The sequence below is a fragment of the Actinomadura sp. K4S16 genome (assembly GCF_008327685.1).
Lineage (GTDB): Bacteria > Actinomycetota > Actinomycetes > Streptosporangiales > Streptosporangiaceae > Spirillospora.
Map to the genome: position 1 here is coordinate 139,141 of NZ_BDDE01000024.1, position 23,688 is coordinate 162,828.

Sequence of the window (23,688 nt, forward strand, 5' to 3'; positions counted from 1 at the left end):
TGGCGGCCGCGCAGATGACATTCGACCCCTCGCTGGTCGTCGGCCCAGAGCTGCTCGCCCAGCACGGCATCGGGGTGGTCGCGCCGTTCGACTTCGCCCTCGACAGGGAGCTGTGGCGCTGGACGCCCGACGACGTGTCCCTGTTCATGACCCGCCTGCCGTACGTGCCGGTCCCGGTCACGGTGGAGATGGCCTCCGCCCTGTCGGACCAGTCGATCGTCCGGCAGGCGACCCGCGACGTCCTCGCCCCGGAGCCGCTCGCCGTCGCCTACGCGTGCGCGTCGGGCAGCTTCATCCGCGGCAAGGCGGGCGAGATCCAGTTGCACCAGTCGATGCTCCAGGCCGGCGCGCCGGTCTCGACGACGACCTCCGGCGCGCTGGTGGAGTCGCTCGGGCTCCTCGGCGCCCGGCGGATCGCGGTCGTCACGCCCTACATCGACGCCGTCACCGACCGGCTCGTGTCGTTCCTCGGCGAGCACGGCATCGAGGTGGTGTCCTCGGTCGGGCTGGGCCTGCTCAGCCACATCTGGAAGGTCGGCTACGGCGAGATCGTGTCGGCGGTGTCGGCGGTCGACCACCCGGAGGCCGAGGCCGTCTTCATCAGCTGCACGAACGTCCCGACGTACGACATCATCGCACCGCTGGAGCAGATGATCGGCAAGCCGGTGCTCACCGCCAACCAGGTGACGATGTGCTCGGCGCTGCGCGCCATGGGGCGTTCGGCGTCCGGTCCCGGACAGTCCCTGGTCGGGCTCGCTCCCTTCACGGCGGCCTAGCCGCCATGATCCCCAAAGGTAGGATTGTCGACAACATGCGCCAGAACGGGTTGCGCGCGGGGTTCCTCTACCCCGGCTACAGCGCCGAGGACGACTACCCCACCATCGAGCGCGCCCTGGGAGAGGTCAGCCTCCCGGTCGTGCACACGCTCATGCGCGAGGACGCGCACCGCGTCGACGCGCTGCTGGACATCGGCGGCGCCGACGTGCTCGGAGACGGCGCCCGTACCCTGCGCGAACACGGCGTGAAGGCCGCCGTGTGGGCGTGCACCAGCGGAAGCTTCGTGTTCGGCTGGGACGGCGCCGCGCAGCAGGTCGCGGGCGTCCGCGAGGCGGCGGGCGTGCCCGCCTCCAGCACGTCGTTCGCGTTCGTGCACGCGGCGCAGGCACTGGGCGTGACCCGCGTCGCGGTCGCGGCGACCTATCCGGCCGACGTCGCCGAGCGGTTCGTCGCGTTCCTCGCCTGCGCCGGCATCGAGGTGGTGGCGCTGTCCTGCCGGGGCATCGTCACCGCCGCCGAGGTCGGCACCCTCGGCCGCGACGAGGTGCTGGCGTTCGTCGCGGCCAACGACCATCCGGACGCCGAGGCGGTGCTGGTGCCCGACACCGCGCTGCACACCGTCGCCTGGCTCGACAAGCTGGAGGCGCGGGTCGGCAAGCCGGTGCTGACCGCCAACCAGGTGAGCGTCTGGGAGGGGCTGCGACTCGCGTCGGGGCCCGACGGGCTCCCGCCGCGCACCGGGCTGGGCCGGCTCTTCGCCGTCCCCGCCGCGGTCCCCCTGCGGGGACGACATGCATGGCAAATCTGAATAGAGACGAAAGGGAACCGCGCATGGGCCGACTGGGTGAGCTGGAGCCTGTTCCCCGCAAGTCGACGGTGGAGATCGTCTCGGACGAGCTCCGCTCGGCGATCATGTACGGGTCGCTGGAGCCCGGCGCGCAGCTCGGCGAGGCCGACCTCGCCGCGCGCCTCGGCATCAGCCGCGGACCGCTGCGCGAGGCCATGCAGCGGCTCGTCCAGGAGGGGCTGCTCGTCAGCGAGCCGCACCGCGGACTGTTCGTGATCACGCTGGACGAGGGGGACGTCGAGGACGTCTACCTCGCCCGGCTCGCGATCGAGCGCGAGGCCTGCCGGCTGATCATGGAGCGCAACCGGGGCGAGGCGGTGGCCCGGCTCACCGAGGCCCTGGAGGCGCTCGTGGCCGCGGCCCGCCAGCGCGACCGGGTCGCGATGAGCGATGCCGACCAGGCGTTCCACGAGGTGCTGGTCAGCTCGTCGGGCAGCCCGCGGCTGGAGCGGATGGCGCACACGCTGCTGGTGGAGACGCGCATGTGCCTGAACGCCCTCCAGGACACCTACCCCGAGCCCGCCGACCTCGTCGAGGAGCACCGGCGGCTCGTCGACGCGATCGGCGACGGCGAGGAGGAGCGCCTGCTCACCCTCATCGAGGAGCACATGACCGACTCCATCACCCGGCTCCGCGAGTCCTAGCTTCCGGCGCCGCCACAGAGGAACGGCCCCGCTGGACAACCGGCCCGGGGCCACCTAGATTGCAGATTGTCGACAATCTACCGGAGGGACGCCATGGCGACGCTGTCTCCCCTGCTCAAGCAGGCCACCCCCGTCCTTGCCGAGCGCGGCGAGGGCGTGTACCTCTACGACGCCGAGGGCCGCAGGCACCTGGACTTCACCGCGGGCATCGGCGTCGTGAACACCGGCCACTGCCACCCGCGCGTGGTCGAGGCCGCGCAGCAGCAGGTGGGCACGCTCATCCACGGCCAGTACACGACCGTCATGCACCGGCCGCTGCTGCGGCTGACCGAGGCGCTCGGCGAGGTGCTGCCGGAGGGCCTGGACTCGCTGTTCTTCCTCAACAGCGGCAGCGAGGCCGTCGAGGCGGCCATCCGGCTCGCCCGGCACGCCACCGGCCGGCAGAACATCGTCGTCTTCCACGGCTCCTTCCACGGCCGGACGATGGGCGCCGCCGCCCTCACCACGGCGGGCACGAAGTTCCGCGCCGGGATCGGCCCGCTGATGCCGGGCGCCGCCATCGCGCCGTTCCCGCAGGCGTACCGGTACGGGTGGTCGGAGGAGGAGGCGACGCGGTTCGCGCTGCGTGAGCTCGACTACCTGCTCGTCACCGCGAGCCCGGCGTCCGACACGGCCGCGTTCGTGGTCGAGCCGGTGCTCGGCGAGGGCGGCTACATCCCCGCGCCCCCCGCGTTCCTGGAGGGGCTGCGCGAGCGCGCCGACCGGCACGGCATCCTGCTGGTCGTCGACGAGGTGCAGACCGGGTACGGGCGGACGGGCCGGTTCTGGGGCCACGAGCACTCGGCCGCGCGCCCCGACGTCCTGATCACGGCCAAGGGCCTGGCGAGCGGGTTCCCGCTGTCGGCGATCGCCGCGCCCGAGACGCTGATGGCCAAGGCCCGCCCCGGGTCGCAGGGCGGCACGTACGGAGGCAACGCCGTCTCGTGCGCCGCCGCGCTCGCCACCCTGCAGGTCATCGCCGACGAGGACCTCGTCGGCAACTCCGCCCTGCAGGGCGCGCGGCTCAACGACGGGCTCCGCAAGGTCGCCGCCGACCACCCGGCGATCGGCGACGTGCGCGGGCTCGGGCTCATGCAGGCCAGCGAGTTCACCACGCCGGACGGCGAGCCCGACCCCGCCGCCGCGGCGCGGGCGCACGCGGCCGCCGCCGAGCGCGGGCTCCTGCTGCTGACCTGCGGCGCGTACGGCAACGTCGTCCGGATGATCCCGCCGCTGGTCATCACCGGCGACCAGATCGACGACGGCCTGGCCCTGTGGGCCGAGGCCGTCGCCGACGCCGTCGGCTAGTCCGCGCCGACGCGGAGTCCCACCGTCAGGGCCGGTCCTTCGGGCCGGTCCTGCGGTAGACGACGGTGAGGGCGACCACGACCACGACGAGGGCGGCCACGACGATCCCGCCCTTGATCAGCCGGTCCACGAGAAGGCCGATCACCACGTCCGCGTCGTCGGCGGCCGGGGTCACCGGCCCCCTCCCGTCCGTCGGGTCTCGCTCCGGTCGAGGTAGTGCAGGGCGCCGCGGACGGCGAGCCGGCCGAGTTCGGACCGGCCGCCGCCGCGCCGCGCGTCGAGGCCGCCGCGGCCCGCGTTCCGGCGCGGGTCCGGGCCGGCCGCCGGGCGGTCGGCCCAGGCGCGCAGGACCGGTTCGACCAGGCCCCGGGCCCGGCCGAGCCGGCCGCGGCGCTTCAGCATGATCGCCACACTGAACACCGCCACGACCAGCAGCGCGATCCCGGCGACGATGATCGCGAAGCGGATCAGCAGGATGTTCATCACTTCGTCCATGTCGGCCTCCCCTTCGGTCGAACTTATTTGGCAGGCTCGTGCTAAATACGACTGTAGCATGGGCGTGCTATAAAAGAGCGGTGCCGAAGATCGTCGATGCCGAGACCCGCCGCCGCGAGGTGGCCGAGGCCGTGTTCCGCGTCGTGCGCCGGGACGGGCTGGACCAGGCGTCGCTGCGCACCGTCGCCGCCGAGGCGGGCCTGGCCATCGGATCGGTCCGGCACTACTTCGACGGCCAGGCCGAAATCATGATCTTCGCGATGCGCACGTTCGCCGAGCGGGCCGGCGAGCGGCTGCGGCTGCGCGCGGCCCGGCTCGCGGACCCCGGCCCCGCCGCACCGCCCGCCGAGCACGCGGCGGCCATGGAGGCGCTGTTCGCCGAACTGCTGCCGCTGGACGCCGAGCGGCGCGAGGAGGCCGAGGTGTGGCTGGCGTTCACCACCGGCGCCCGCACCCGTCCCGAGCTGGGCCCGCTGGCCCGGGAGATGCACGACGACCTGCGCTCGATCGCGAGCCGGGTCCTGCGGGCGGCCCGCCGCGCCGGCGCCCTGCGCCCCGGACTGGACGTCGAGGTCGAGGCCGCGCGGGTGCACGCGCTGGTGGACGGGCTGACCTCCCACGCCGTCCTGCGGCCCGACGCCACCGGCCCGGCGGAGCTGCGGGCCGTACTGCGCCGGCACGTCAGCGAGCTGACCGGCGTCCCCGCGGGGGACCTGCCCGCGCCGTCCGACCCGGAGGACCTGCGCGCCGGGGACTGACGCGCCGCCTGCTAGATTCCGAACCTCGTTCTGTACGAGGAGGCGCGGTGGATTCCTGGCAGACCCCGGAACGGGCGGCGCTGCGCGCCCTCGTCCGCGACTTCACCGCGCGGGAGATCGCGCCCTTCGTCGCCGACTGGGAGGACGCGGGCGAGCTGCCCCGGTCCCTGCACGTCCGGGCCGCCGAGGCGGGACTGCTAGGGGCCGGGTTCCCGGAGGAGGCCGGCGGGTCCGGCGGGGGGCTGCTCGACGCGCTGATCGTCGCCGAGGAGATCATCCAGGCGGGCGGGTCGGGCGGCGTGGTCGCCTCCCTGTTCACGCACGGGATCGCGCTCCCCCACATCATCGCCTCCGGGGACGCGGCGCTGATCGACAGGTTCGCGCGGCCGACGCTCGCCGGGGAGAAGATCGGCGCGCTCGGCGCGACCGAGCCCGGCACCGGATCGGACGTCGCGGGCATCCGCACCACCGCCGTCCGCGACGGCGGGCACTACGTCGTCGACGGCGCCAAGCTGTTCATCACCTCGGGCGTGCGGGCGGACTTCGTCACCACGGCGGTGCGGACGGGCGGGCCCGGCTTCGACGGCATCTCCCTGCTGGTCGTGGAGAAGGGCACCCCGGGCTTCACCGTCTCCGCGCCGCTGCGCAAGATGGGCTGGCTCTGCTCCGACACCGCGGAGCTGTCGTTCGACGGCGTCCGCGTTCCCGCGGCCAACCTCGTCGGCGCGGAGAACAGCGGATTCCTGCAGATCGTCCAGAACTTCGTGACCGAGCGGCTGTCGCTGGCCGTCCAGGCGTACGCGACGGCGCAGCGCTGCCTGGACCTCACCCTGGCCTGGGTCCGGGACCGGGAGACGTTCGGCCGCCCGCTCGCCTCCCGGCAGCTCGTCCGGCACAAGATCGCCGAGATGGCGCGGCGGACCGACGTCGCCCGCACCTACACCCGCGCGGTCGCCGAGCGGCACGCGGCCGGGGAGGACGTCCTCACCGAGACGGCCTACGCCAAGAACACCGCCGTCCTCGCCTGCGAGCACGTGGTGCACGAGGCCGTCCAGCTGCACGGCGGGATGGGCTACATGCGCGAGTCCGAGGTGGAGCGCCACTACCGCGACGCCCGCATCCTCGGCATCGGCGGCGGCACCAACGAGATCATGAACGAGATCGCCGCCAAGCGCCTCGGCCTGTGACGCCGCCGCGGCGCGGCCTGTGACATCGCCGCGGCGCGGCCGGTGGCACGGTCCGCGGCGCGGCGGCGCCCGGCGGTGAGAGGGGAGACCCGCCGGGCGCCGCACGGGTCAGCCGAGGGGCTTCGCGCAGTCGATGGGCCAGTACGGGCCCCAGATGTCGAGCGAGTTCAGCACGAACTTGATCATCACCGGGTCGAAGGCGATGCCGACGTGCGCGTTGGTGTCGTTCGGGCACTTGTCCTGCAGCAGGACGTTCTGCGCGTTGGAGCCGTTGAGGAACTCCGAGGTGTAGGGCGTGACGACCTCGTCGTACTTGGTGGACAGCACGATGTAGGTCGGGCCGGGCACGGTGTCGCCGCCCCCGTTCAGCTTCTTCAGGAAGTCCGAGTCGACGATCTGCTGGCCGGCCGCCGGCGCGGCCTTCACGACCTCCTGCGTGATGCCGAGCAGGGTGCCCAGCTCCACCAGCCCGGACATGTTGGTGCCGTGGTTGGACGGCACGATGCCGACCAGCTTGTTCACCTTCGCGGCGCCGCCGAGGAACTTCATGTAGTACCGCGGCATCATGCCGCCCTGCGAGTGCCCGACGATGTCGACCTTGGACGCCCCGGTGGAGGCCATGACCTTGTCGACGAACGCCGACAGCTCACCGGCCGACGTGGGAATGTCGTTGATCCCCTGGATGGGGCCGTCCTTCGGGCCGCCGTAATTGAGGGCGTAGACGCAGTACCCGGCCTTCTTCAGCGCCGGCGAGAGCTTCTGCCAGTTGAACGCCATGTTCTCGAAAGTGCCGTGCACGAGCACTACGGGGCGGGGATGCGGGAACGAGGGTCTGCAGTTCCAGTCGTTCGCCCCTTCCGGGCTCGTCTCGGCGTGCGCCGCGGGGGCGACCGCCCCGGTCAGGCCGAGTGCGGCGGGAATGGCCGCGGTGATGACCGCCCACGAGCGGAGCCGTTTGAAACGCATGGGCATCTCCCTTTTGCGGGCACGGCGAACAGGGCCGGCGTCCGGCCTTTACCGTCGTCGTGCTGTCGGGGTGGAGTGCCCACAACGTACGGCCGCGTTCCGGCGCGGTCTTGTGGAATGACCGCCGGTTACCGCGAGGGAATTGTCAGCCGATTAACTATCCGCCCGCGCACGGGCGGCGCGGCCTGCGTTCATCGGCTCCGGTGGCCGTGCCCGGGCGGGACGGCGCGGGGACGGCCACCGGGGCGGTCACGCCTGGGCGACGGCGCCTTCCTTGAGGAGGGCCTCGGCGTCGTCGAAGCCGAGGTCGTCCAGCACGGCCCTGGTCTGGCCGCCGGGGAGGACGGGGACTCCGTCGGTCCCGGTGGGGGTCCGGGAGAAGCGGGGGGCGGGGGCGGGCTGGCGGTGGCCGGCGAGTTCGGGGAAGACCTCGCGGGAGGTGTTGTACGGGTGCTCGGCGGCCTCGGCCAGCGACAGGACGGGGGCCACGCAGGCGTCGCTGGGGACGAACGCCTCCGTCCACTCGTCGCGGGTCTTCGTGCGGAAGGCGGCGGCGAAGCGCTCGCGCATGGCGGGCCAGCGCTCGCGGTCGTACTGGGCGGGGAGGTCGTCGTCCCCGTCGAGGCCGAGGCGGCGGAGGAACTCGGCGTAGAACTGCGGCTCGATGGCGCCGACCGCCATGTGGCGGCCGTCGGAGGTCTCGTAGACGTCGTACCAGGGGGCGCCGGTGTCGAGCATGTTGACGCCGCGGCGGTCCTCCCAGATGCCGCCCGCGAGGAAGCCGTGGATGAAGGTGGACAGGTGGGCGGTGCCGTCCACGATGGCGGCGTCGACGACCTGGCCGCGCCCGCTCGCCCGCGTCTCGAGCAGGGCCGCGAGGACGCCGGTGACGAGGTACATGCTGCCGCCCGCGAAGTCGCCGAGCAGGTTCATCGGGACCTGCGGCGGGCCGCCGGCGCGGCCGATGGCGTGCAGGGCGCCGGTGATCGCGATGTAGCCGACGTCGTGGCCCGCCGTGTGCGACAGCGGCCCCTCCTGCCCCCAGCCGGTCATCCGCCCGTAGACGAGGCGGGGGTTGCGGGCCAGGCAGTTGTCCGGGCCGATGCCGAGGCGCTCGGTGACGCCGGGGCGGAACCCCTCGATCAGGACGTCGGACTTCTCCACCAGGCGCAGGACGACCTCCCTGCCGCCCTCGCTCTTGAGGTCGACGGCGATCGACCGCTTGCCGCGGTTGGTGAAGTCGGTGCCGCCGGCGGTCTCGCCGTCCCGGACGGCGGACGCCCGGTCGACGCGGATCACGTCGGCGCCGAGGTCGGCCAGCAGCATCGCGGCGAACGGCCCCGGCCCGATCCCGGCCAGTTCGATCACGCGTACTCCGGAGAGCGGCCCCTTGCCCATCTGCGACTCCCTGAATCTGGTTCGGTTCCCCTCAGTGTGCCCGATCAGGGTAAGCGGATGCTGACCGGCCCGCCCTAACGGGCGGTCGGGGTGACGGGGGTACCGGGGGCACCGCCGGCGACGAGGAGGCGGTCGCGCGTCACCGGCCGCCGGACCCCCTCGGCGTGCGGGACGAGACCGCGCCCCGCCGCCGCCAGGTAGTACCAGCGGCCCGACGGCGCGCGCCACCACGTCCCGCTCACCGGCCGCTGGACGTCGCAGGCGCCCGTCGCCCGGCTCTCCACCGCGAGCAGGGTCGCGAAGGCGGCGGCGCCGCCGTCGGCGTAGGCGAACCGGGTGCAGGCCCAGTCGGCGTGCCGCCCGCCGTGCGGCAGCGTCCCCGACCAGAAGTCGAACGCCATCGCCGCCGAGACGGGCCGGGACGCCGCGGGCACGGCGCAGGCCAGCTTCTTCCAGAACGACCGGGCGGTGCGGCCGAGGACGGCGGGGCGGTCCCGGCCTCCCGGGCGCCGGTCCGGCGCGCGGTGTCCGAGGACGGCGGCGCGCGCGCCGCCGAGGTCGCCGACCGTCCGCGAGCCGAGGTGGAAGAGCGGGCCCCGGCCGCAGCCGGTGCCGGGGCGGACCGGGTCCGTCACGCCGCCGGACGTGGCGAGCCGCCGTCCGGCGAAGGTCTCCGGCCGGGCGTCCCAGGGCGCGAGGAGGTAGCGGCCGCCGCCGAGGGCGATCGGCGCGGACGGGTCGGTGCCGATCGCGGCCACGTCGACGCGGCCGGAGGCGTAGCGGGCCAGGCGGCCGCCGCTGCGCATCACCGCGAGAGGCGCGCCGTCGAGCCGGCCGGCGTACAGGAGCTGCGCGGCGCCGCTGTCGGGGCGGCGGCCCCCGGGCGCGGCCGCCCACGCGTCGGCGGCGCGCCGGGTGAAGGCCCGGTCGCCGGCGAGGTCGCCGCGGGCGGGCCAGACGTCGAGGGAGCGGGCGCCGCGCGTCCAGGCGTCCGGCGCCGCGGCGGCGAGGCTCAGGCCGCGGGCGGACGCCTCGCGCGCGCCCTCCCGCTCGGTGGTGAGCAGCGCGCCGACCAGCGCGGCGGTGAGGACGACCGCGGCCGCGAGCGGGAGCACCGAGCGGGTGCGGACGGGGCGCAGCAGCGCCGGCTCGAACCGGTCGGCGCGGCGGGGCACCGGCACCTCGACGGCCTCGGCGGCGCGGATCACCGGCAAGGGGTCGCGCACCCGCAGCTCGATCAGCTGGTCCCGGACGGCGTAGCGGGGCATCCCCTCCACGTTCCGCAGGACGTAGGCGACGCGCACGTGCGGGTCGAGCCGGGACAGCGCCGCGGTCAGCGCGGGGTCGGGCAGCCGCGCGGGCAGCGCGCGCAGCCACGGGCCGAGCCCGATCTGGAGCCGGCGGGGCGGGCGCAGTGCCCGGCGCAGCACCCGGGTGCGGCGGCGTGCGTGCCCGGCGGCCGAGCGGTCGCGGGCGCCGCGCGCGGTGGAGTCCACGATCCGGCGGGCGATCGCCAGCCGGTAGACGCGCTTTCCCCGCCCCGGCAGAACGAAATACGCCATCCGCACAAGTTCCCCATAAGCCGTTTCGGATGGCGGTGCTTCCTCGTGCGGATTTGTCATGACTTCGTCCGTCACGGCGGGCCACTCCCTCTGGGGCAGTTCCTTCGTCGCGAATCCCGAGGTTAGGACGAAGAGGGCCGGTACTGGAGCGCAATTGGCACAACGATTAACCGGGGCAATGGAAATGTCATCTCATTTCCGTCAAGGGTGCTGGGCGGCGGCCGGGTCGGGCCTTCCCGGCGAGAGCACCCGCGCCCGTTTCCTCCCCGTACTACGCTGTTGCCCCCGGGGGGAACCGCCCCGGGCCGCACGGCATCGAACGATCGCGCCCCCGCCGCGCCCCCGGACGAGACGAGCAAGCGAGAGGGATCCCCCCACCCATGACCGAGGACGTTCCGGGCTACCGGGTGCTGGAGCAGGTCGGCGAGGGCGGCTTCAGCGTCGTCTACCGCGCCCACCAGGAGCGCCTGGACCGGATGGTCGCGCTGAAGGTCCTGTCGGTCAGCGCGGTCGACGACGCGGCGATGCGGCGGTTCCAGCGCGAGTGCAAGATCACCGGGCGGCTCTCCGGGCATCCGAACATCGTGACCGTGCTGGACACCGGCACCACCCGGTCCGGGCGCCCCTACATCGCGATGGAGTACTTCGAGCACGGCGCGCTCACCGACCGGCTCGCGCGGGAGGGGCCGCTGCCGGTCGCCGAGGTGCTGCGGATCGGCGTGAAGATGGCGGGCGCGCTGGCCGCCACCCACGAGACCGACGTCCTGCACCGGGACGTCAAGCCGCAGAACGTGCTGCTGTCGCGGTACGGGGAGCCCGCCCTGGCCGACTTCGGCATCGCCCGCCTGGTCGACAGCTTCGACGCCACCCACACCCAGGCGTTCACGCCGCACCACGCCGCCCCCGAGATCCTGGAGGGCCGGCAGCCGGGCGTCGGGTCCGACCTCTACTCGCTCGGCTCGACGCTCTACCAACTGCTCGCCGGGCACCCCGCGTTCAAGGGGCCGCCCGGCGAGGGCATCGCCCTGCTGATGCTGCGGATCCTCAACGACCCGCCGCCGCCCGTCCCCCGCCCCGACGTCCCCCGGCAGGTCGCGGACGTCATCGCGCGCTCGATGGCCAAGACTCCCGAGCAGCGGTTCGCGAGCGCCGTGGAGTTCGCGCAGGCGCTCCAGCGCGTGCAGGCCGAGCTGGGGCTGCCGGTGACGGACGTGGCGCACAGCAGCCGCGGCGCCGCGTCCGCGCCGGACGCCGGCCCGCGCCCGTCCTTCCCGGACGTCTCCGGCCCGCCGCTCGTGCCGGAGTGGGCGCCGACCGCGCAGTCGCCGTCCACGCAGTCGCCGTCCCTGCCGGCCTCGGCGCGGCAGGCCCCGGCGCCCGTCGCCGCACCCGAACCGCCGCCGTCGCCGTGGGCGCCTAACGCCGTCCCGCCGCAGACCCCGGACGCCCTCCTCCCCAAGGACGGCCCGCGTCCGGCGCCCGAGCCCGCCTGGCCCCAGGCGCCCCAGGCGCGCGACCAGAGCGCGAGCGGTTCGCACACCTCACCGCATACGTCACCGCACACCACCCCGCACGCGGGCCCGCACCAGATCACCCAGGACCGTCCGCACGACGGGCCCCGCCGAGGCCTCATCGTCGCGGCCGGGATCGCGCTCGTCGGCGGGGTGTCCCTCGGCGTCGGGGCGCTCGTGCTGTCCGGCGGCGGCGACGGCGGGGGCGGGACCGCCGCGGGGTCGACGCCGCCTTCCCAGACCGGCCCGCAGGGACAGGCCACCCAGGACCCGCAGGAGCCGATCACGGCCGCTCAGCTGGCGGCGGCGCGGCCGCGCAAGGTGGTCGTGCGGCAGGCCGGCCAGAGGGCGGCGGTGCTGTGGGCGCTGCCCCCGGCCGCGCGCGAGCTGCCGCTGCTCGTCCAGCAGCAGCCCGCCGGGACCAAGCCGATCGTGGCGGTCAAGGCGGGCTCGCACTCGGCGACCATGCCGGGCCTGCGGCCGAAAACGGCCTACTGCTTCAAGGTCGGGGCGGTGCTGCGCCTCAACCCGGGCCGGGCGCCGGACGTGGCCTGGTCCGCTCCCGCCTGCGTCGGCAGGAAGAAGAAGCGGGCCTAGCCGTACCGGCGCCCGCCGGGCGGCGGGTCAGGGCTCGCACGTCCAGACCGCGGGGCCGGCGAAGCTCTTCCAGTCGCCCGGCGTGTTGACCAGGTACCCGATGATGTAGCCGGTCTTGCCGCTCCATGTGATGTTGGCGTACATGTCGCCGGCGAGGCTGGCGGCATTCGGGTGCTGGTAGTAGGCGCCCTTGGTCTGGCAGTTCACGACGACGAGTTCGCCGTTGTTGTTGTTCATGGTGGCGACGACCGCGCCGTTGTTGGCGTCGGGGATGCTCCGGATGTAGGCGTTGGAGTTCCCGTTGCGCTCGACCGGATACTTGGCCGCGGGGCCGGTGAGCCTGGCGGCGAGGGAGGCCGCCGCGCCGGTGCCCGCGCCGTTCACGGCGGCGACCTTGAAGGTGTAGGACCCGTTCGTCCAGACGTTGCCGAGCGTCGTGGACATCGCCGAGCCCGCCGCGGCGGTCACCGTCGTGGCGCCCTTGACGGGGCCGTCCCAGGCGACCCGGTAGGCGGACGCGCCGGGCGGGGCCGTCCAGGAGACCTTCGTCCCGGACGCGGTGGCCTGCGCGGCGAGGCCGGTGGGCGCGCCCGGCGTCACGCACGGGCGCGCGGGGTCGCTGGGCGCCGACATCTGCTCGCGGGTCCGGCCGCGGGCGTCGCGGTAGCGCACGGCCACGCGGAAGCGGTACTCGCGGCCGCAGTCCCCGCCCCGGACGGTGAACGTGAACGGCCCGGCGCCAGGCGGGATCGCGGACGGGCTCACTGCGAGGCCGGGCGGGACGTCCTTCAGCGCGTACCCGAGGACGCCGTCGCCCTGGGACGGCTGGAAGTCGATCCGCATCGTGCCCGCCCCCGGGGTGACCGACACGTTCAGCGGCGCGGTCGGCGGCTCGCCGGGGCGCGGGCGGCGGGGGTCCTGCGGGGCGGTGCTCGGCGGGGCGCCGCTGGGCTGCGGGAGGGTGCGGCGCCCGGGGCCGCCCGCGACCCTGTCCCGGTACTTGTCGATGCCCTTGCGGCCGCCCTGCCCGTCGATCACGACGGCGCGCGGCCCCGCCGGGTCGTTCGCCCACAGCAGCCCGTCGCGGACGAAGACGTCCAGCCTGGCGGGCCGCCCGGTGACCGGGACCGGCGTCTCGAACCGGTTGCCCGCCGAGTCGTACACGAGCAGGGCCCCGGCCGTCTCGTCGGGGATGTAGATCTTCGGCCCGAGCATCTGCGGCGGCCGGTACCGGTGCTTCGGCATGGCGAGCCGCGTGCTGGAGTACCGCCCGGTGTCGGTGTCGACGGTCACCAGCGACCCGGTGCCGGGCACCAGCAGCGGGACGGTCTTGCCCTCGGTGGCGGGCGGGGCGAGCACGCCGCCGCGTCCCGCCTGCCTGACGGTCGCCGGCAGGGCCACGGTCAGCGGCGTCCCGGACGGCTTGACGACCGTGGCGGTGGCGGCCGTGGAGTTCACCACGACCGGGTCGCCCGCGGCGATGGTGAGCGCGAGGTCGTCGCCCGCCCCGCCTACCTTCACCGGCGGCTGCGTCCGGCCGTCCTTGAACGCGGCGACCTGCCCGTTGCCCGCCACCGGCACCCACAGTGCGCCGCGCGCGTCGATGCCCGCCTGCCCGAGGACAGGCGGCAGCGTCGCGGGCGCGCCGACCGGGGTCAGGCCGACCGGGTCGATCTGCTGGAGGACGCCCTTGACGGAGTCGACCGTGTACGCCTTCCCGGCGTCCGCGAGGACCTGGATGCCCTGGCCGAGCGGGCGGCTGGCGCCGACGTCCAGCTGGGAGGGGTCGAGCCGGCTGACCACGCCGGTGTCCTGGTCGACTAGCAGCACGGTGGCGCCGTCCTGGACGACCTTGATGTTGTGGCCGCGCATCTGCGGAGGCAGGGCGGCCTTGCCGTCCACCTTGGCCGCCGGCCCGTTGGCGTGCACGACGATGCCCTTGCCCCGCGCGGTGAGCCAGGCGCCGACGTCGGAGAGCCGGTACTTGGCGCTCGCGACGCCCACCCCGTACACGACGGCGGCGATGACGAGCACGCCGGTGAGCCCGACGGCGACCTGTCCCGTCAGCCGGTCACGCCTGAACAGAACTCCCAGGCCAGACATGTCCTGAAATCACCCACCTCTTCGCACCGGACACCGTAGCCGCTCGTGTCCCACCGGCGCCGGGGTTCGCGGGAACGTCGCCGCTCAGTGCCCGCCGAGGGCGGCGATGTACGCGGGAACGGTGATGTTGCGGCCGGAGACGACCACCACGGGGCGTCCGGTGAACTCGACCTTCCCGGCGAGGACGGCGGCGACCGCCGCCGCGCCCGCGCCCTCGGCGACGAGCCCGTGCTCGTGGAACAGCCAGCGCAGCGCCGTCCGGATCTGCTCGTCGGTGACGGACGTCAGCTCGGCCGTGGCGCCGATCACCTCCGGGGTGACGCAGCCGGGTTCGAGGTTGCCGGGCAGGCCGTCGGCGAACGTCTCGCCGACCTCGACCTCGACCACGCGGCCGGCCGCCACCGACGCCGACACGCCCCGCGACACCGCCGACTCCACGCCCACGACCCGCACGTCGCCGCGCTCGCGCGCCCACAGGCACAGGCCGGCGACCAGCCCGCCGCCGCCGACCGGCGCGACGACCGTGAGCGGGCCCTCCGCCTGCCGGTCGAGTTCGCGCCCGATGGTGCCCTGCCCCGCGATGACCGCCGGGTCGTTGTAGGGCGAGACGTAGTGGCCGGGCAGCGTCATGGCGTACGCCTCGGCCTCGTCGTAGGTCGTCCCGTGCAGGACGAGCCGCACCGGGAACGCGCCGATCCGGTCGACCTTGACCTGCGACGCCCGGGTGGAGACCACGACGGTGACGTCCGCGCCCGCCTTCGCGGCGGCGTACCCCATGCCGAGCCCGTGGTTGCCCGCGCTCGCCGTGACGGCCGGCTCCCCCGGCGGGAGCGCGGCGACGGCCGCGAGCGCGCCCCGCACCTTGAACGCGCCGATCGGCTGGAACGTCTCCAGCTTCAGCAGCGCGCCGGGCGCCAGGCCCGACGGGACCAGCGGCGTGGGCGCGAGCTCCGCGGACACGGCCCGCCAGGCGCGGTCGAGGTCGTCCGGGCCGGGCGGGCGAACGGCGCGCGCCGTCACGACCGCTCCCCCTGCGGTTCCTCCAGCCGCTCGTGGAGGCGCTCCCGGATCTCCTCGGGCGTGTAGGCCCGGCGGCGGCGCTCGGACCGCACGATCACGGCCCCGGTCGCGGCGACGCCGATGAACCCGGCGACGCCCAGCGCCTTCCAGAGGTTCGGCGCCTTCCAGAGGTCGGACGCCTTCACCAGACGGGCTGCTTTCCCCAGTGCGGACCCTCTCGACGTGCGCATACGGCTACCGTAGCGATCATGTCGGGTACGAGCATCTCCCTCGCCGAGGCCGTCGAGCTGACCCGCACCGGGGACGTGTGGCTGTTCCGCGGCCGCACGGTCGCCGACCGCGCCATCCAGATGACGACCAACAGCCCCGTGAACCACGTCGGCATGGCGCTGGTGATCGACGACCTGCCGCCGCTGATGTGGCACGCGGAGCTCGGCCGCTCGCTGCGGGACATGTGGACGGGCGGGCACCACCGCGGCGCGCAGCTGCACGACCTGCGCGACGCGGTGCTGGCCTGGGGGAACCGCTACGGGCAGCGGGCCTGGCTGCGGCAGCTCGAACCGCCGCCGACGCGGGCGATGGAGGACGCGGCGCTGCGCGCGGTGGCGCGGCTGGACGGCACGCCGTTCCCCTCAACGTCGAAGCTGGCGACGCGGTGGCTGCGCGGGCGGGTGCCGATCCGGCGGCCGGCCGAGCGGGACGCGAACCTGGAGACGGCGTTCTGCGCCGAGATCGTCGCGGTGACGTACCAGTCGATGGGGCTGCTGCCGAAGGGGCGCCGCCCGAACTGGTTCGACCCGGGCCGGTTCTGGAGCGGCGACGACCTGGAGCTGGAGACGGGCGCGGTGCTCGGCGGCGAGATCGCGGTCAGCGTGCCCGCGTCCTGACGGTCCGCTCGGGCCGCGGCGAGCCCTCCACCGGCGACCCGTCCCGCAGCGTACTGTCCCGCAGCGCCCCGTCCCGCAGGGACCGGGGGTGCAGGCGGCGCCGGAGCCGGCGCAGCCGCCCCGCCCTGGCGGTGACGAGCCGGCCGAGCTCGTCGGTGTGCCGCCAGGCCCGGTCGGCGGCGGCCTCGTCCGGCCGGGACGCGGCGAAGCGGCTGCGGTTGACGAGGTCGGCGAGCGGCCCGAGGTGGCCGTGGGCGTCGTCGCCGACGGCGGACGCGCCGAAGCGGGCGACCTCGTGCGCGGTCAGCGTCCTGGCCGTGGCCAGGCCGACGTCGGCGAGGTGGTCGAGCGCCTGGTGCCAGGCGCCGGTGATGCGGGCGGCGGGCGGTCCGGCCCGGCGGCGCCGCCTCCGCAGCGCGGGGGCGAGGAGGACGGCGCACAGGTAGCCGAAGACGAGCGCGCCCACCGCCGTCGACGCGAACACCCACCACGGGGTGGGCGGGTCAGCGGCGGCGGGCGCCTTCCGCGGGCCCTTCTGCGGCGTGTCGCCCGATCCTTGGCCGCGCTGCTGCGAGGCCGCGTTCTTCTGCGCCTGCTCCAGCTTCTGCTCGGTCTCCCCCGCCGCGACGGAGTCGTTGTTCTTGGACCGGCGCGCGCTGTCGGGGAGCGGGTTGAACCGGATCCAGCCGAGCCGCTCGAACTTGATCTCGGGCCACACCATCACGTCCCCGGAGCGGACCTGGACGGTGTCGCCCGCGCGGGCGCCGCCGTCGAAGCCCACGATGACGCGGGACGGCAGGCCGAGCGTCCGGGCCAGCAGGGCGTAGGCGGTCGCGAAGTGCTCGGGCGTGCCGCGCCTGCCCTCGCCCAGGAAGTAGTCGAGCTGCCGGTAGCTGTGGCCGGGCGGTGCGGTGACGTCGTACCGGGCGTAGCGCTTGAGGTACTCGGCGAGCATCGCGGCCTTCTGGATGGGCGACACCGCGCCCCGCGTCGCGGCCTGGGCGAACCTGCGGAACTCGGCGAGCTGGACGGGCGGCTCCTTCGCGCCCGGCCCCCACGGCAGGTCGCGCGCCGCCCTCGCCTCGGCGTCGACCGCCGCCTCCGCTCCGGCGAGGTCGTCGGCGGTCCATTCGGGGACGACGGACTCGACGCGGTAGGTCTGCCCGGGGCGCAGCGGCTGCGCGGCGGCGAGCGCGCCGCTGGCAGGGTCGACGACGACGGGGAGCCCGGCGACCTCCCGCGGCCGGTCGGCGGCGGGCACCCACACGCCCGGCAGGTCGCGGATCGTGATGTGCTGCGCGACCTCGTGCTCGCGGTCCGGGTCCAGCCCCTGCGGCACGCGGCTCCCGGTCGGGACGAACCGCGCCGTGGACGACCACGTCACCCCGTCGAACCGGTCCAGCACGGCGAGCCGCTCGATCTCGCCGCGCCGCGCCCGGACCGTGAACATCACCTGGTCGGGGCTGAGCAGCCAGCCGCCGACGCGGTCCAGCGGGCTGACGCTGTCGCGCTGCTGCGGCGGCGGCGCCTGCACCTGCTCGCGCGGGTTGTACGGCTCCGCGCTGACGGGGACGACGGGACCGGCGGCGAAGGCCAGCGCCCCGAGGACGGCCGCGGCGGGCACGCCGATCGCGAGGGGCCGCCACGCGGCGCCCGCGCCCGGACCGTCCGCGCGGACGAGGACGAGCACGGCGATGAGCACGACGGTCGCGGCGGCGAGCGGCAGGTTGGACCCGGGCCCGTCCACCCCGAGCAGCAGCGCGACCGCCCACACGCCGAGGGCGGGCACGCAGGGCAGGGCGCGCAGCGGCGTGCGCAGCGCCAGCTCCGCCGCCGCGAACGCCGCCAGCCACACCACCACGTGGACCAGGACGAGGTACTCCGGTTTCGCGGGGGCGGGCAGCAGCGTGGTCAGGATCGACTTCCACGAGCCGAGCACGCCCTCGCGCACCGCCTGCGGCAGCGTCCCGTCGCCGAGGGCGGGGCGCAGGACGGTGACCGAGACCGCCCCCGCCCAGGCCACTACCGTCAGCACCAGCGAGATCCACAGCGGCCACGGGCCCTTGTCCTTGCGCGGCCCCGAGAGCAGCCCGCACAGCAGGGTCGGCACGACCGCCGCGACGGCGGCGACGGGAACGACCGGCCCGAGCCCGAAGACCCGCTGGAACGCCAGCCCGGCGACCGCGACCAGGCACGCCGTCACCGCGATCGAGGCGTACCGCGTCACCGCGCGCTCCCCAGCCGCCGCCACGCCTCCGCGAGCGCGTCCAGGTCGGCGAAGTCGGCGACCTGGACGCCGGGCGGCGCCGCGGCGGGCGCGGACGGCCTGACCCGCAGCACGACGATCCGGTCGAAGCGGCCGCGGACGGCCGCGACGCGCCCGAGCTCGGCGTCGTCCGGGGTGATGACGACGAGGGAGCCGCCCGCGCGCACGCGGCGAACCGCGTCCACGGCCGAGCGCGCCCCCTCCCGCGTCTGGACGGAGGTGAGCCGGTCGAGGAGGACCTCCACGTCGTCCGGCCCGCCCCGCGTGTCGGCCACCTGGCCGTCGCCGGTCAGGATCCGGACGGGGAAGCTCGCCGACGCCGCGCCGACCGCGACCGACGCCGCCGCGTCCACGGCCAGCTCGAAGTCGTCGGGCGCCGGCCACGAACCGGGGCGCGCCTCCAGCACGACCGTCGTCGTCGGCAGGCTGGCGTCCACGAGCTGGCGGACCATCAGCGTCCCGGTGCGGGCCGACGACTTCCAGTGGATGTGGCGCAGCTCGTCGCCGATGACGTACTCGCGCAGCGCGTGGAACGTCGCCGTCCCCGCCGGGGACCGGTCGCTGGTCGGGCCCTCCAGGTGGTGGGCGCGGCCGGACGGCAGCAGCCCCAGCCGCACCGTCCTCGGCCGGACGAGCAGGATCTGCGGCGTGCCGTACTCCCGGACCCGCCGGGCCAGCCGGAGCGGGTCGGCGCGCACCAGCCGCAGCGGCCCCACCGGGATCTCGCCGCGCCGGGCCGTCGGCAGCCGGTAGGTCACGGTGCGCGTGCCGCCGGACCGCAGCCGCGGAACGTCGACCGCCACCGGGGTCGCCCCCGCCGCGTCCTCGGCGCTGAGCCCGCGGACGCCGCGCCCCTTGTTCGTCACGTGCAGGACGCCGACCGCGGGCCGGCCGCGCTCCACCCGCGTCGGCGCGATCTCCCGGCGGACCTCCAGCTTCGGGCGCGGCAGCGTCCACAGCGCCGCCGCCCCCACGGCGGCGAGCCCGGCGACGGCCAGCACGGCGGGCTCGGGGTAGCCGAGCCACCAGCCCGCCGCGTACAGCGGGACCGAGGCGGCCGCCGTCCCCCACCCGAGCGGCGTCAGCACGTCACACCCCGGCGGCCTGCGGCGTCGGCACGCCGCCCAGCGCCTCGGCGACCACGTCGGCGCCCGAGCGCCCGCGCAGCTCGGCCTCCGGCGTGACGATCAGCCGGTGCGCGATGACCGGGACCGCCAGCGCCTTCACGTCCTCCGGGACGATGTAGGAGCGCCCGGCCGCCGCCGCCCGCACCCGCGCGGCGCGCAGCAGCGCGATGCTGGCCCGCGGGCTCGCGCCGAGCCGCAGGTCGGGGTGCCCGCGGGTGGCCGAGACGACCCGCACGAGGTAGTCGTGCAGCGGCGGCGCGACGTGCAGCCGCTGCGCGAAGTCGATCATGCGGGCGAGGTCCTCGCGGCCCATCAACGGCGGCATCTGGTCGAGCATCGCCCCGGTCGGGGCCCCGGCGAGCAGCGCGACCTCGGCCTGGTGGTCGGGGTAGCCCATGGAGATCCGCATCAGGAACCGGTCGAGCTGCGCCTCAGGCAGCGGGTAGGTGCCGTCCATGTCGACCGGGTTCTGCGTGGCGATCACCATGAACGGGCGCGGCACCGGATGCGGCACCCCCTCGACCGTGACCCGGCGCTCCTCCATGACCTCCAGCAGCGCCGACTGCGTCTTGGGCGAGCCGCGGTTGATCTCGTCGGCGACGACCAGGTTCGCGAAGATCGGGCCGGGGTGGAACTCGAACGCGCTCGTCCCCTGGTTGAAGATCGACACACCGGTGATGTCGCTCGGCAGCAGGTCGGGCGTGAACTGGATGCGCGCCCACTTGGCCTCCACGGACGCCGAAATCGCCCGCGCCAGGGTCGTCTTGCCGACGCCCGGGACGTCCTCGACGAGGAGGTGCCCCTCGGCCAGCAGGCAGATCAGCGCCAGCTCGACCTTCTCCCGCTTGCCGCGCACGACCCGCTCGATGTTGCCCGCCAGCGCCGCGAACATCTGCGCGAACCGCCCGGCCAGCGCGTCCGCGTCCATTCCGGGGTTCTCAGTCATCGTCCGCATCCCTGCGCGCTCGACATGGTTCGTTCGCTCCCCCTCGGCCTCGGCCGCTCACGTCTGGCATTCGAAGAGGCCGTCCGACGGGTAGCCGTTCTTGGACGTCGCCACCAGCGTGTCGTTGAGGTAGCCGTTGCCGTACTGCGTCTGGACCTGGTTCCAGACGGTGCTCGACGTGTTGCTCTCATCGTCGTGGTAAGACGGCCCCTGGACCTGGCACACTACGGTCATCGTGATGATCTGCCCCTGGGGGATCTTGCCTGTGGTGGGGCCGGAGGTGTTCGGGGCCGACCGGATCAGCGTGTTGGTCTGGCCGTTGTTCTGGTTGCGGATCCGCTTCGTGGGATACGCGAGGTCCACGGTCTTCACCAGTTCGGTGGAGTCGCCGGCGCCGTTGCGCGCCCTGACGGTCACCTGGTGCGTCGTGGCGTTGGCGAGCCCGCGGACCGCCTGCGACGTGCGCCTGGTCGTGAGCGTCCCGCTGGGCGAGGTCACCACGTAGGTGACGTCGTAGCCCGCGGAGGGCCCCCATCTGAGGTCCGCGCCGTGGTTGACGGGCGTGGCCGTGAGGCCGGTCGGGGGGCCGGGGGCGGTGCAGGCGGTGGCGCCGACCGGGCTGGACTCGCTGTAGGCGGTCTTGCCGCCCTTCCCCTTGTACTCGGCGGCCACCTTGTAGAGGTAGGTGGTCGTGTCGCAGGTCAGGCCGCCGACCGTGAACGTGCCGCCCTGGCTGGAGCCGGGGAACCGCGCGGGGCTCGCGTTCGCGACGGGCCTGCCGTCCTGGCCGAGCAGTACGAACCGGCTCACCGGGTAGACGCCCGGCGGCTGCGCGGCCGCCGTGAACCGGACCCGGACCGAGCCGTTGTCGCCGGACGCGGCGGGCGTGGGCGGGTCGGGCGCGGCGGGGTCCCTCTTGACCGGCGGCTTGGCGGGCCTGCCCGGCGGCGGCACGGCGTTGGAGCCGCCGGTCCCCCCGCCGCCGCCGTTGCGGTTGCCCTGGCCGCCTCCCGGGTTCGCCTGGACGGGCAGCGGGCGCCGCGCGCTTCCGGGGACCTTGTCCTCGTACTTCTTGATGCGCTTCATGCCGCCGTCGGGGCCGAACGCGAGCGCGGTGGGGCCGTCGGGGTCGTTCACCCACAGCATGTGGTCGCGGACGAGGACCTCGATCGCGCCGCCGGGCCGGGTGGCCGTGATCGGCCGCTCCCAGGCGTTGCGCTCGGTGTTGAAGACCAGCAGGCGACCGGACGTCCGGTCGGGCAGGTAGACGCGCTGCCCGAGGACGCTCGGGGGCTCGAAGGCGTGGTCCGGCACGCGCAGGGCCACCGAGTCGACCCGTCCGACGCCGGTGTCCAGCAGGTACAGGGCGCCGCCCGCGCCGAGCATCGGGACGATCTGACCGTCGGCGACCGCCGGGGTCTTGAGGCCGTTCGCGGCCCGCGTGACGGGCGCCGGCAGGTTGATCCGCCGGGTGCCCTCGGGGCGGACGATCAGCGCGGTCGCGGACGTGCTGTCGACGACCACGGGCGCGCCGGCGGCGATCGTCAGCGCGAGGCGGTCGCCGGCCTTCCCGGCCGCGACGGGCTCGCCCTGGCGGCCGGACCGGAACGGGACCACCTGGCCGGTCTGCGGGACGGGCACCCACAGCGCGCCGTCCGCGTCGATGCCCGCCTGCCCGAGCGGCGCGGTGAGGGCCGCGGGCCCGCCGACCGGCGCCAGGCTCAGCGGATCGATCTGCTGGACGGCGCCCTTGAGCAGGTCGACCGTGTAGGCGGCGCCGGCGCCGGAGAGCACCTGCAGGCCCGGCCCGCCGACCCGCCGGCTCCCGGTGATCTTGAGTTGGGAGGGGTCGATCCGGCTGACGACGCCGGTGTCCTCGTCGACCAGCAGCACCGTCGTCCCGTCCTGGACGACCTTGATGCGGTGGCCGCGCATCTGCGGCACCACCGCGGCCTTGCCGTCGACCTTGCCGGCCAGCCCGTTGGCGTGCACGACCAGGCCCTTCGCGCTCGCGCTCAGCCAGGCCCCCACGTCGGAGACGTGGTACCGCGCGCTCGCGGTGCCCACCCCGTAGACGAGCGCGCTCACGCCGAGCACGCCGACCAGCCCGGCCGCGATCTGGCCCGTCAGCCTGTCACGCCGGAAGTTTCGGAAAAGACCGCGCGGGCCCCTGGTCCGCGCGGAGGATCGGTCCCCGTTCAATCCCCGCTCACCCTCTCGGCGCGCCGGGCGCGGGAGCCGCGGACCCGGGGCGCGAAGGGCACCATAACGGCATTGCGGGGCGCCTCGGAACGAGATGGCGAAGATCGGCCTGGTGGTCCGGTGCCGGTACGCCGCGTTACGGGGGATGCGCCATGACATCGATCACATCCGCCCGGCGGGGGTGCCATGCCCCTGTCCGTGGGTCGGAGAACCGAACGCGAACGTTATCCGTGACGTCCTAATGTTGGGCATCGCGACGACGACTCCGAGGTGGACGTGGAAAACGTGAGCATCGCCGACCTGTGGCACCGGGTGACGGGAACGCAGCCGGATCCCCCGTGGTGGCTGGTGGCCCTCGTCGGCCTCGTGGCGCTCGCCTCGGTGGTCCACGGCCCGACCTGGCGGGTGGCGCGCAACACCGTCACGATCGCGCACGAGGGCGGGCACGCGCTCATCGCGCTGGTCACCGGCCGCAAGCTGGACGGGATCAAGCTGCACTCCGACACCTCGGGCGTCACGGTCTCGCGCGGCAAGCCGCACGGCCCCGGCATGATCTTCACGGCGATGGCCGGGTACCTGACGCCGCCGCTGCTCGGGCTGCTGTTCGCGCTGCTCCTCGCCGACGGCCGCATCACGCTGATGCTGTGGTTCTCGCTGGCCCTGCTCGCCGGGATGCTCGTCATGATCCGCAACGCCTACGGGGCGCTGTCGGTGATCGCCACGGGCGCGGTCATCTTCGCGGTGTCGTGGCTGGGCAGCGCCACGGTGCAGGCCGGGTTCGCCTACCTGGCCGCCTGGTTCCTGCTGCTGGCCGCCACCCGCCCGGTGATCGAGCTGCAGCGGATGCGGGCCCGGCACATGGCGCCGAGCTCCGACGCCGACCAGCTCGCCCACCTCACCGGCGTCCCCGGGCTCGCGTGGGTTGGCCTGTTCGCGGCCACCGCCCTGCTCGCCCTGCTGGCGGGCGGCGCCCTGCTCGTCCCGGACGTCTCCATGCCCGACCTCCCGACCCCGCCCGGCTTCGGCGGGACGGGCTGACGCCCGGCCC

21 protein-coding genes are annotated in these 23,688 nt (G+C 74.8%); 9 read left to right on the forward strand and 12 right to left on the reverse strand.

Going from position 1 to position 23,688, the window contains the following annotated elements; all coding sequences use genetic code 11:
* Positions 1-14 precede the first annotated feature (14 nt).
* The 4 genes from K4S16_RS36565 to K4S16_RS36580 all read left to right on the forward strand — a co-directional run bounded on the left by K4S16_RS36565 (position 15) and on the right by K4S16_RS36580 (position 3,615).
* Positions 15-776, forward strand: coding sequence for an Asp/Glu racemase (locus tag K4S16_RS36565; protein ID WP_149263652.1), 762 nt, complete (start codon positions 15-17; stop codon positions 774-776).
* A 35-nt stretch (positions 777-811) separates the two neighbouring features.
* Positions 812-1,585, forward strand: coding sequence for a maleate cis-trans isomerase (locus tag K4S16_RS36570; RefSeq protein WP_149263653.1), 774 nt, complete (start codon positions 812-814; stop codon positions 1,583-1,585).
* Positions 1,586-1,608: 23 nt separating this feature from the next.
* The gene (locus tag K4S16_RS36575) at positions 1,609-2,268 is read left to right on the forward strand and encodes a GntR family transcriptional regulator (RefSeq protein ID WP_149263654.1); all 660 of its coding nucleotides are present in this window, start codon (positions 1,609-1,611) and stop codon (positions 2,266-2,268) included.
* Between the two features lie 93 nt (positions 2,269-2,361).
* The gene (locus K4S16_RS36580) at positions 2,362-3,615 is read left to right on the forward strand and encodes an aspartate aminotransferase family protein (protein ID WP_149263655.1); all 1,254 of its coding nucleotides are present in this window, start codon (positions 2,362-2,364) and stop codon (positions 3,613-3,615) included.
* Positions 3,616-3,640: 25 nt separating this feature from the next.
* Here K4S16_RS36580 and K4S16_RS44680 read toward each other — a convergent pair whose 3' ends face one another.
* Both K4S16_RS44680 and K4S16_RS44685 read right to left on the reverse strand, forming a co-directional pair.
* Positions 3,641-3,790, reverse strand: a complete 150-nt coding sequence (locus K4S16_RS44680) for a hypothetical protein (protein WP_160161155.1) — start codon at positions 3,788-3,790, stop codon at positions 3,641-3,643.
* Positions 3,787-4,110 (reverse strand): hypothetical protein, encoded by a 324-nt coding sequence (locus tag K4S16_RS44685; protein WP_160161156.1) that lies wholly within the window; start codon positions 4,108-4,110, stop codon positions 3,787-3,789. The genes K4S16_RS44680 and K4S16_RS44685 overlap by 4 nt, the downstream gene beginning before the upstream one ends.
* A gap of 80 nt (positions 4,111-4,190) precedes the next feature.
* Between K4S16_RS44685 and K4S16_RS36590 the strand changes: the two genes are divergently transcribed.
* Together K4S16_RS36590 and K4S16_RS36595 are read left to right on the forward strand one after the other, a co-directional pair.
* The gene (locus K4S16_RS36590; RefSeq protein WP_149263657.1) at positions 4,191-4,868 is read left to right on the forward strand and encodes a TetR/AcrR family transcriptional regulator; all 678 of its coding nucleotides are present in this window, start codon (positions 4,191-4,193) and stop codon (positions 4,866-4,868) included.
* 47 nt (positions 4,869-4,915) lie between these two features.
* The gene (locus tag K4S16_RS36595; RefSeq protein WP_149263658.1) at positions 4,916-6,055 is read left to right on the forward strand and encodes an acyl-CoA dehydrogenase family protein; all 1,140 of its coding nucleotides are present in this window, start codon (positions 4,916-4,918) and stop codon (positions 6,053-6,055) included.
* 108 nt (positions 6,056-6,163) lie between these two features.
* Here K4S16_RS36595 and K4S16_RS36600 read toward each other — a convergent pair whose 3' ends face one another.
* The 3 genes from K4S16_RS36600 to K4S16_RS36610 form a co-directional block, all read right to left on the reverse strand.
* Positions 6,164-7,021 carry an alpha/beta fold hydrolase gene (locus K4S16_RS36600; RefSeq protein ID WP_149263659.1) on the reverse strand — a complete coding sequence of 286 codons (858 nt, stop codon included), beginning with the start codon at positions 7,019-7,021 and terminating at the stop codon, positions 6,164-6,166.
* Between the two features lie 249 nt (positions 7,022-7,270).
* Positions 7,271-8,419, reverse strand: coding sequence for a CaiB/BaiF CoA-transferase family protein (locus K4S16_RS36605; protein ID WP_149263660.1), 1,149 nt, complete (start codon positions 8,417-8,419; stop codon positions 7,271-7,273).
* Between the two features lie 74 nt (positions 8,420-8,493).
* A complete protein-coding gene (locus K4S16_RS36610) occupies positions 8,494-9,981 on the reverse strand; it encodes a hypothetical protein (protein WP_149263661.1) in 1,488 nt (495 codons plus the stop codon).
* Positions 9,982-10,361: 380 nt separating this feature from the next.
* On the opposite strand from K4S16_RS36610, the gene K4S16_RS36615 reads away from it, so the two are divergent.
* On the forward strand, positions 10,362-12,089 hold the full coding sequence (locus K4S16_RS36615; RefSeq protein WP_149263662.1) for a serine/threonine-protein kinase: 1,728 nt from the start codon (positions 10,362-10,364) through the stop codon (positions 12,087-12,089).
* Positions 12,090-12,116: 27 nt separating this feature from the next.
* Here K4S16_RS36615 and K4S16_RS36620 read toward each other — a convergent pair whose 3' ends face one another.
* The 3 genes from K4S16_RS36620 to K4S16_RS36630 form a co-directional block, all read right to left on the reverse strand.
* Complete coding sequence (locus tag K4S16_RS36620) at positions 12,117-14,192, reverse strand: fibronectin type III domain-containing protein (protein ID WP_149263663.1); 2,076 nt, start codon at positions 14,190-14,192, stop codon at positions 12,117-12,119.
* A gap of 84 nt (positions 14,193-14,276) precedes the next feature.
* Positions 14,277-15,212 carry a threonine/serine dehydratase gene (locus tag K4S16_RS36625; RefSeq protein ID WP_149263664.1) on the reverse strand — a complete coding sequence of 312 codons (936 nt, stop codon included), beginning with the start codon at positions 15,210-15,212 and terminating at the stop codon, positions 14,277-14,279.
* Entirely contained in the window at positions 15,209-15,442 is a 234-nt protein-coding gene (locus K4S16_RS36630) for a hypothetical protein (RefSeq protein ID WP_200842328.1), read from the reverse strand. Before K4S16_RS36630 ends, K4S16_RS36625 begins: the two co-directional genes overlap by 4 nt.
* An 18-nt stretch (positions 15,443-15,460) precedes the next feature.
* Between K4S16_RS36630 and K4S16_RS36635 the strand changes: the two genes are divergently transcribed.
* The gene (locus tag K4S16_RS36635) at positions 15,461-16,099 is read left to right on the forward strand and encodes a hypothetical protein (RefSeq protein WP_149263665.1); all 639 of its coding nucleotides are present in this window, start codon (positions 15,461-15,463) and stop codon (positions 16,097-16,099) included.
* Here K4S16_RS36635 and K4S16_RS36640 read toward each other — a convergent pair.
* The 4 genes from K4S16_RS36640 to K4S16_RS36655 are packed head-to-tail and all read right to left on the reverse strand — an operon-like array spanning position 16,080 to position 22,526.
* A complete protein-coding gene (locus K4S16_RS36640; RefSeq protein WP_149263666.1) occupies positions 16,080-18,326 on the reverse strand; it encodes a DUF3488 and transglutaminase-like domain-containing protein in 2,247 nt (748 codons plus the stop codon). The genes K4S16_RS36635 and K4S16_RS36640 overlap by 20 nt on opposite strands.
* Positions 18,323-19,453, reverse strand: a complete 1,131-nt coding sequence (locus K4S16_RS36645) for a DUF58 domain-containing protein (protein ID WP_149263667.1) — start codon at positions 19,451-19,453, stop codon at positions 18,323-18,325. The genes K4S16_RS36640 and K4S16_RS36645 overlap by 4 nt, the downstream gene beginning before the upstream one ends.
* A gap of 1 nt (position 19,454) precedes the next feature.
* Positions 19,455-20,438, reverse strand: a complete 984-nt coding sequence (locus K4S16_RS36650) for a MoxR family ATPase (RefSeq protein ID WP_235037306.1) — start codon at positions 20,436-20,438, stop codon at positions 19,455-19,457.
* A gap of 57 nt (positions 20,439-20,495) precedes the next feature.
* A complete protein-coding gene (locus K4S16_RS36655) occupies positions 20,496-22,526 on the reverse strand; it encodes a fibronectin type III domain-containing protein (RefSeq protein WP_149263668.1) in 2,031 nt (676 codons plus the stop codon).
* Positions 22,527-22,916: 390 nt separating this feature from the next.
* Here K4S16_RS36655 and K4S16_RS36660 point away from each other — a divergent pair, with 390 nt between their 5' ends.
* Complete coding sequence (locus K4S16_RS36660) at positions 22,917-23,678, forward strand: M50 family metallopeptidase (protein ID WP_149263669.1); 762 nt, start codon at positions 22,917-22,919, stop codon at positions 23,676-23,678.
* Positions 23,679-23,688: the final 10 nt, after the last annotated feature.

Bases quoted from the DNA above. Each gene is read 5' to 3' on its own strand.
- K4S16_RS36620 (WP_149263663.1), bottom strand. From the start codon at position 14,192: ATGTCTGGCCTGGGAGTTCTGTTCAGGCGTGACCGGCTGACGGGACAG.
- K4S16_RS36630 (WP_200842328.1), bottom strand. From the start codon at position 15,442: ATGCGCACGTCGAGAGGGTCCGCACTGGGGAAAGCAGCCCGTCTGGTG.
- K4S16_RS36605 (WP_149263660.1), bottom strand. From the start codon at position 8,419: ATGGGCAAGGGGCCGCTCTCCGGAGTACGCGTGATCGAACTGGCCGGG.
- K4S16_RS36610 (WP_149263661.1), bottom strand. From the start codon at position 9,981: ATGGCGTATTTCGTTCTGCCGGGGCGGGGAAAGCGCGTCTACCGGCTG.
- K4S16_RS36615 (WP_149263662.1), top strand. From the start codon at position 10,362: ATGACCGAGGACGTTCCGGGCTACCGGGTGCTGGAGCAGGTCGGCGAG.
- K4S16_RS36575 (WP_149263654.1), top strand. From the start codon at position 1,609: ATGGGCCGACTGGGTGAGCTGGAGCCTGTTCCCCGCAAGTCGACGGTG.
- K4S16_RS36565 (WP_149263652.1), top strand. From the start codon at position 15: ATGACATTCGACCCCTCGCTGGTCGTCGGCCCAGAGCTGCTCGCCCAG.
- K4S16_RS36635 (WP_149263665.1), top strand. From the start codon at position 15,461: ATGTCGGGTACGAGCATCTCCCTCGCCGAGGCCGTCGAGCTGACCCGC.
- K4S16_RS36570 (WP_149263653.1), top strand. From the start codon at position 812: ATGCGCCAGAACGGGTTGCGCGCGGGGTTCCTCTACCCCGGCTACAGC.
- K4S16_RS44685 (WP_160161156.1), bottom strand. From the start codon at position 4,110: ATGGACGAAGTGATGAACATCCTGCTGATCCGCTTCGCGATCATCGTC.
- K4S16_RS36600 (WP_149263659.1), bottom strand. From the start codon at position 7,021: ATGCGTTTCAAACGGCTCCGCTCGTGGGCGGTCATCACCGCGGCCATT.
- K4S16_RS36650 (WP_235037306.1), bottom strand. From the start codon at position 20,438: ATGACTGAGAACCCCGGAATGGACGCGGACGCGCTGGCCGGGCGGTTC.
- K4S16_RS36580 (WP_149263655.1), top strand. From the start codon at position 2,362: ATGGCGACGCTGTCTCCCCTGCTCAAGCAGGCCACCCCCGTCCTTGCC.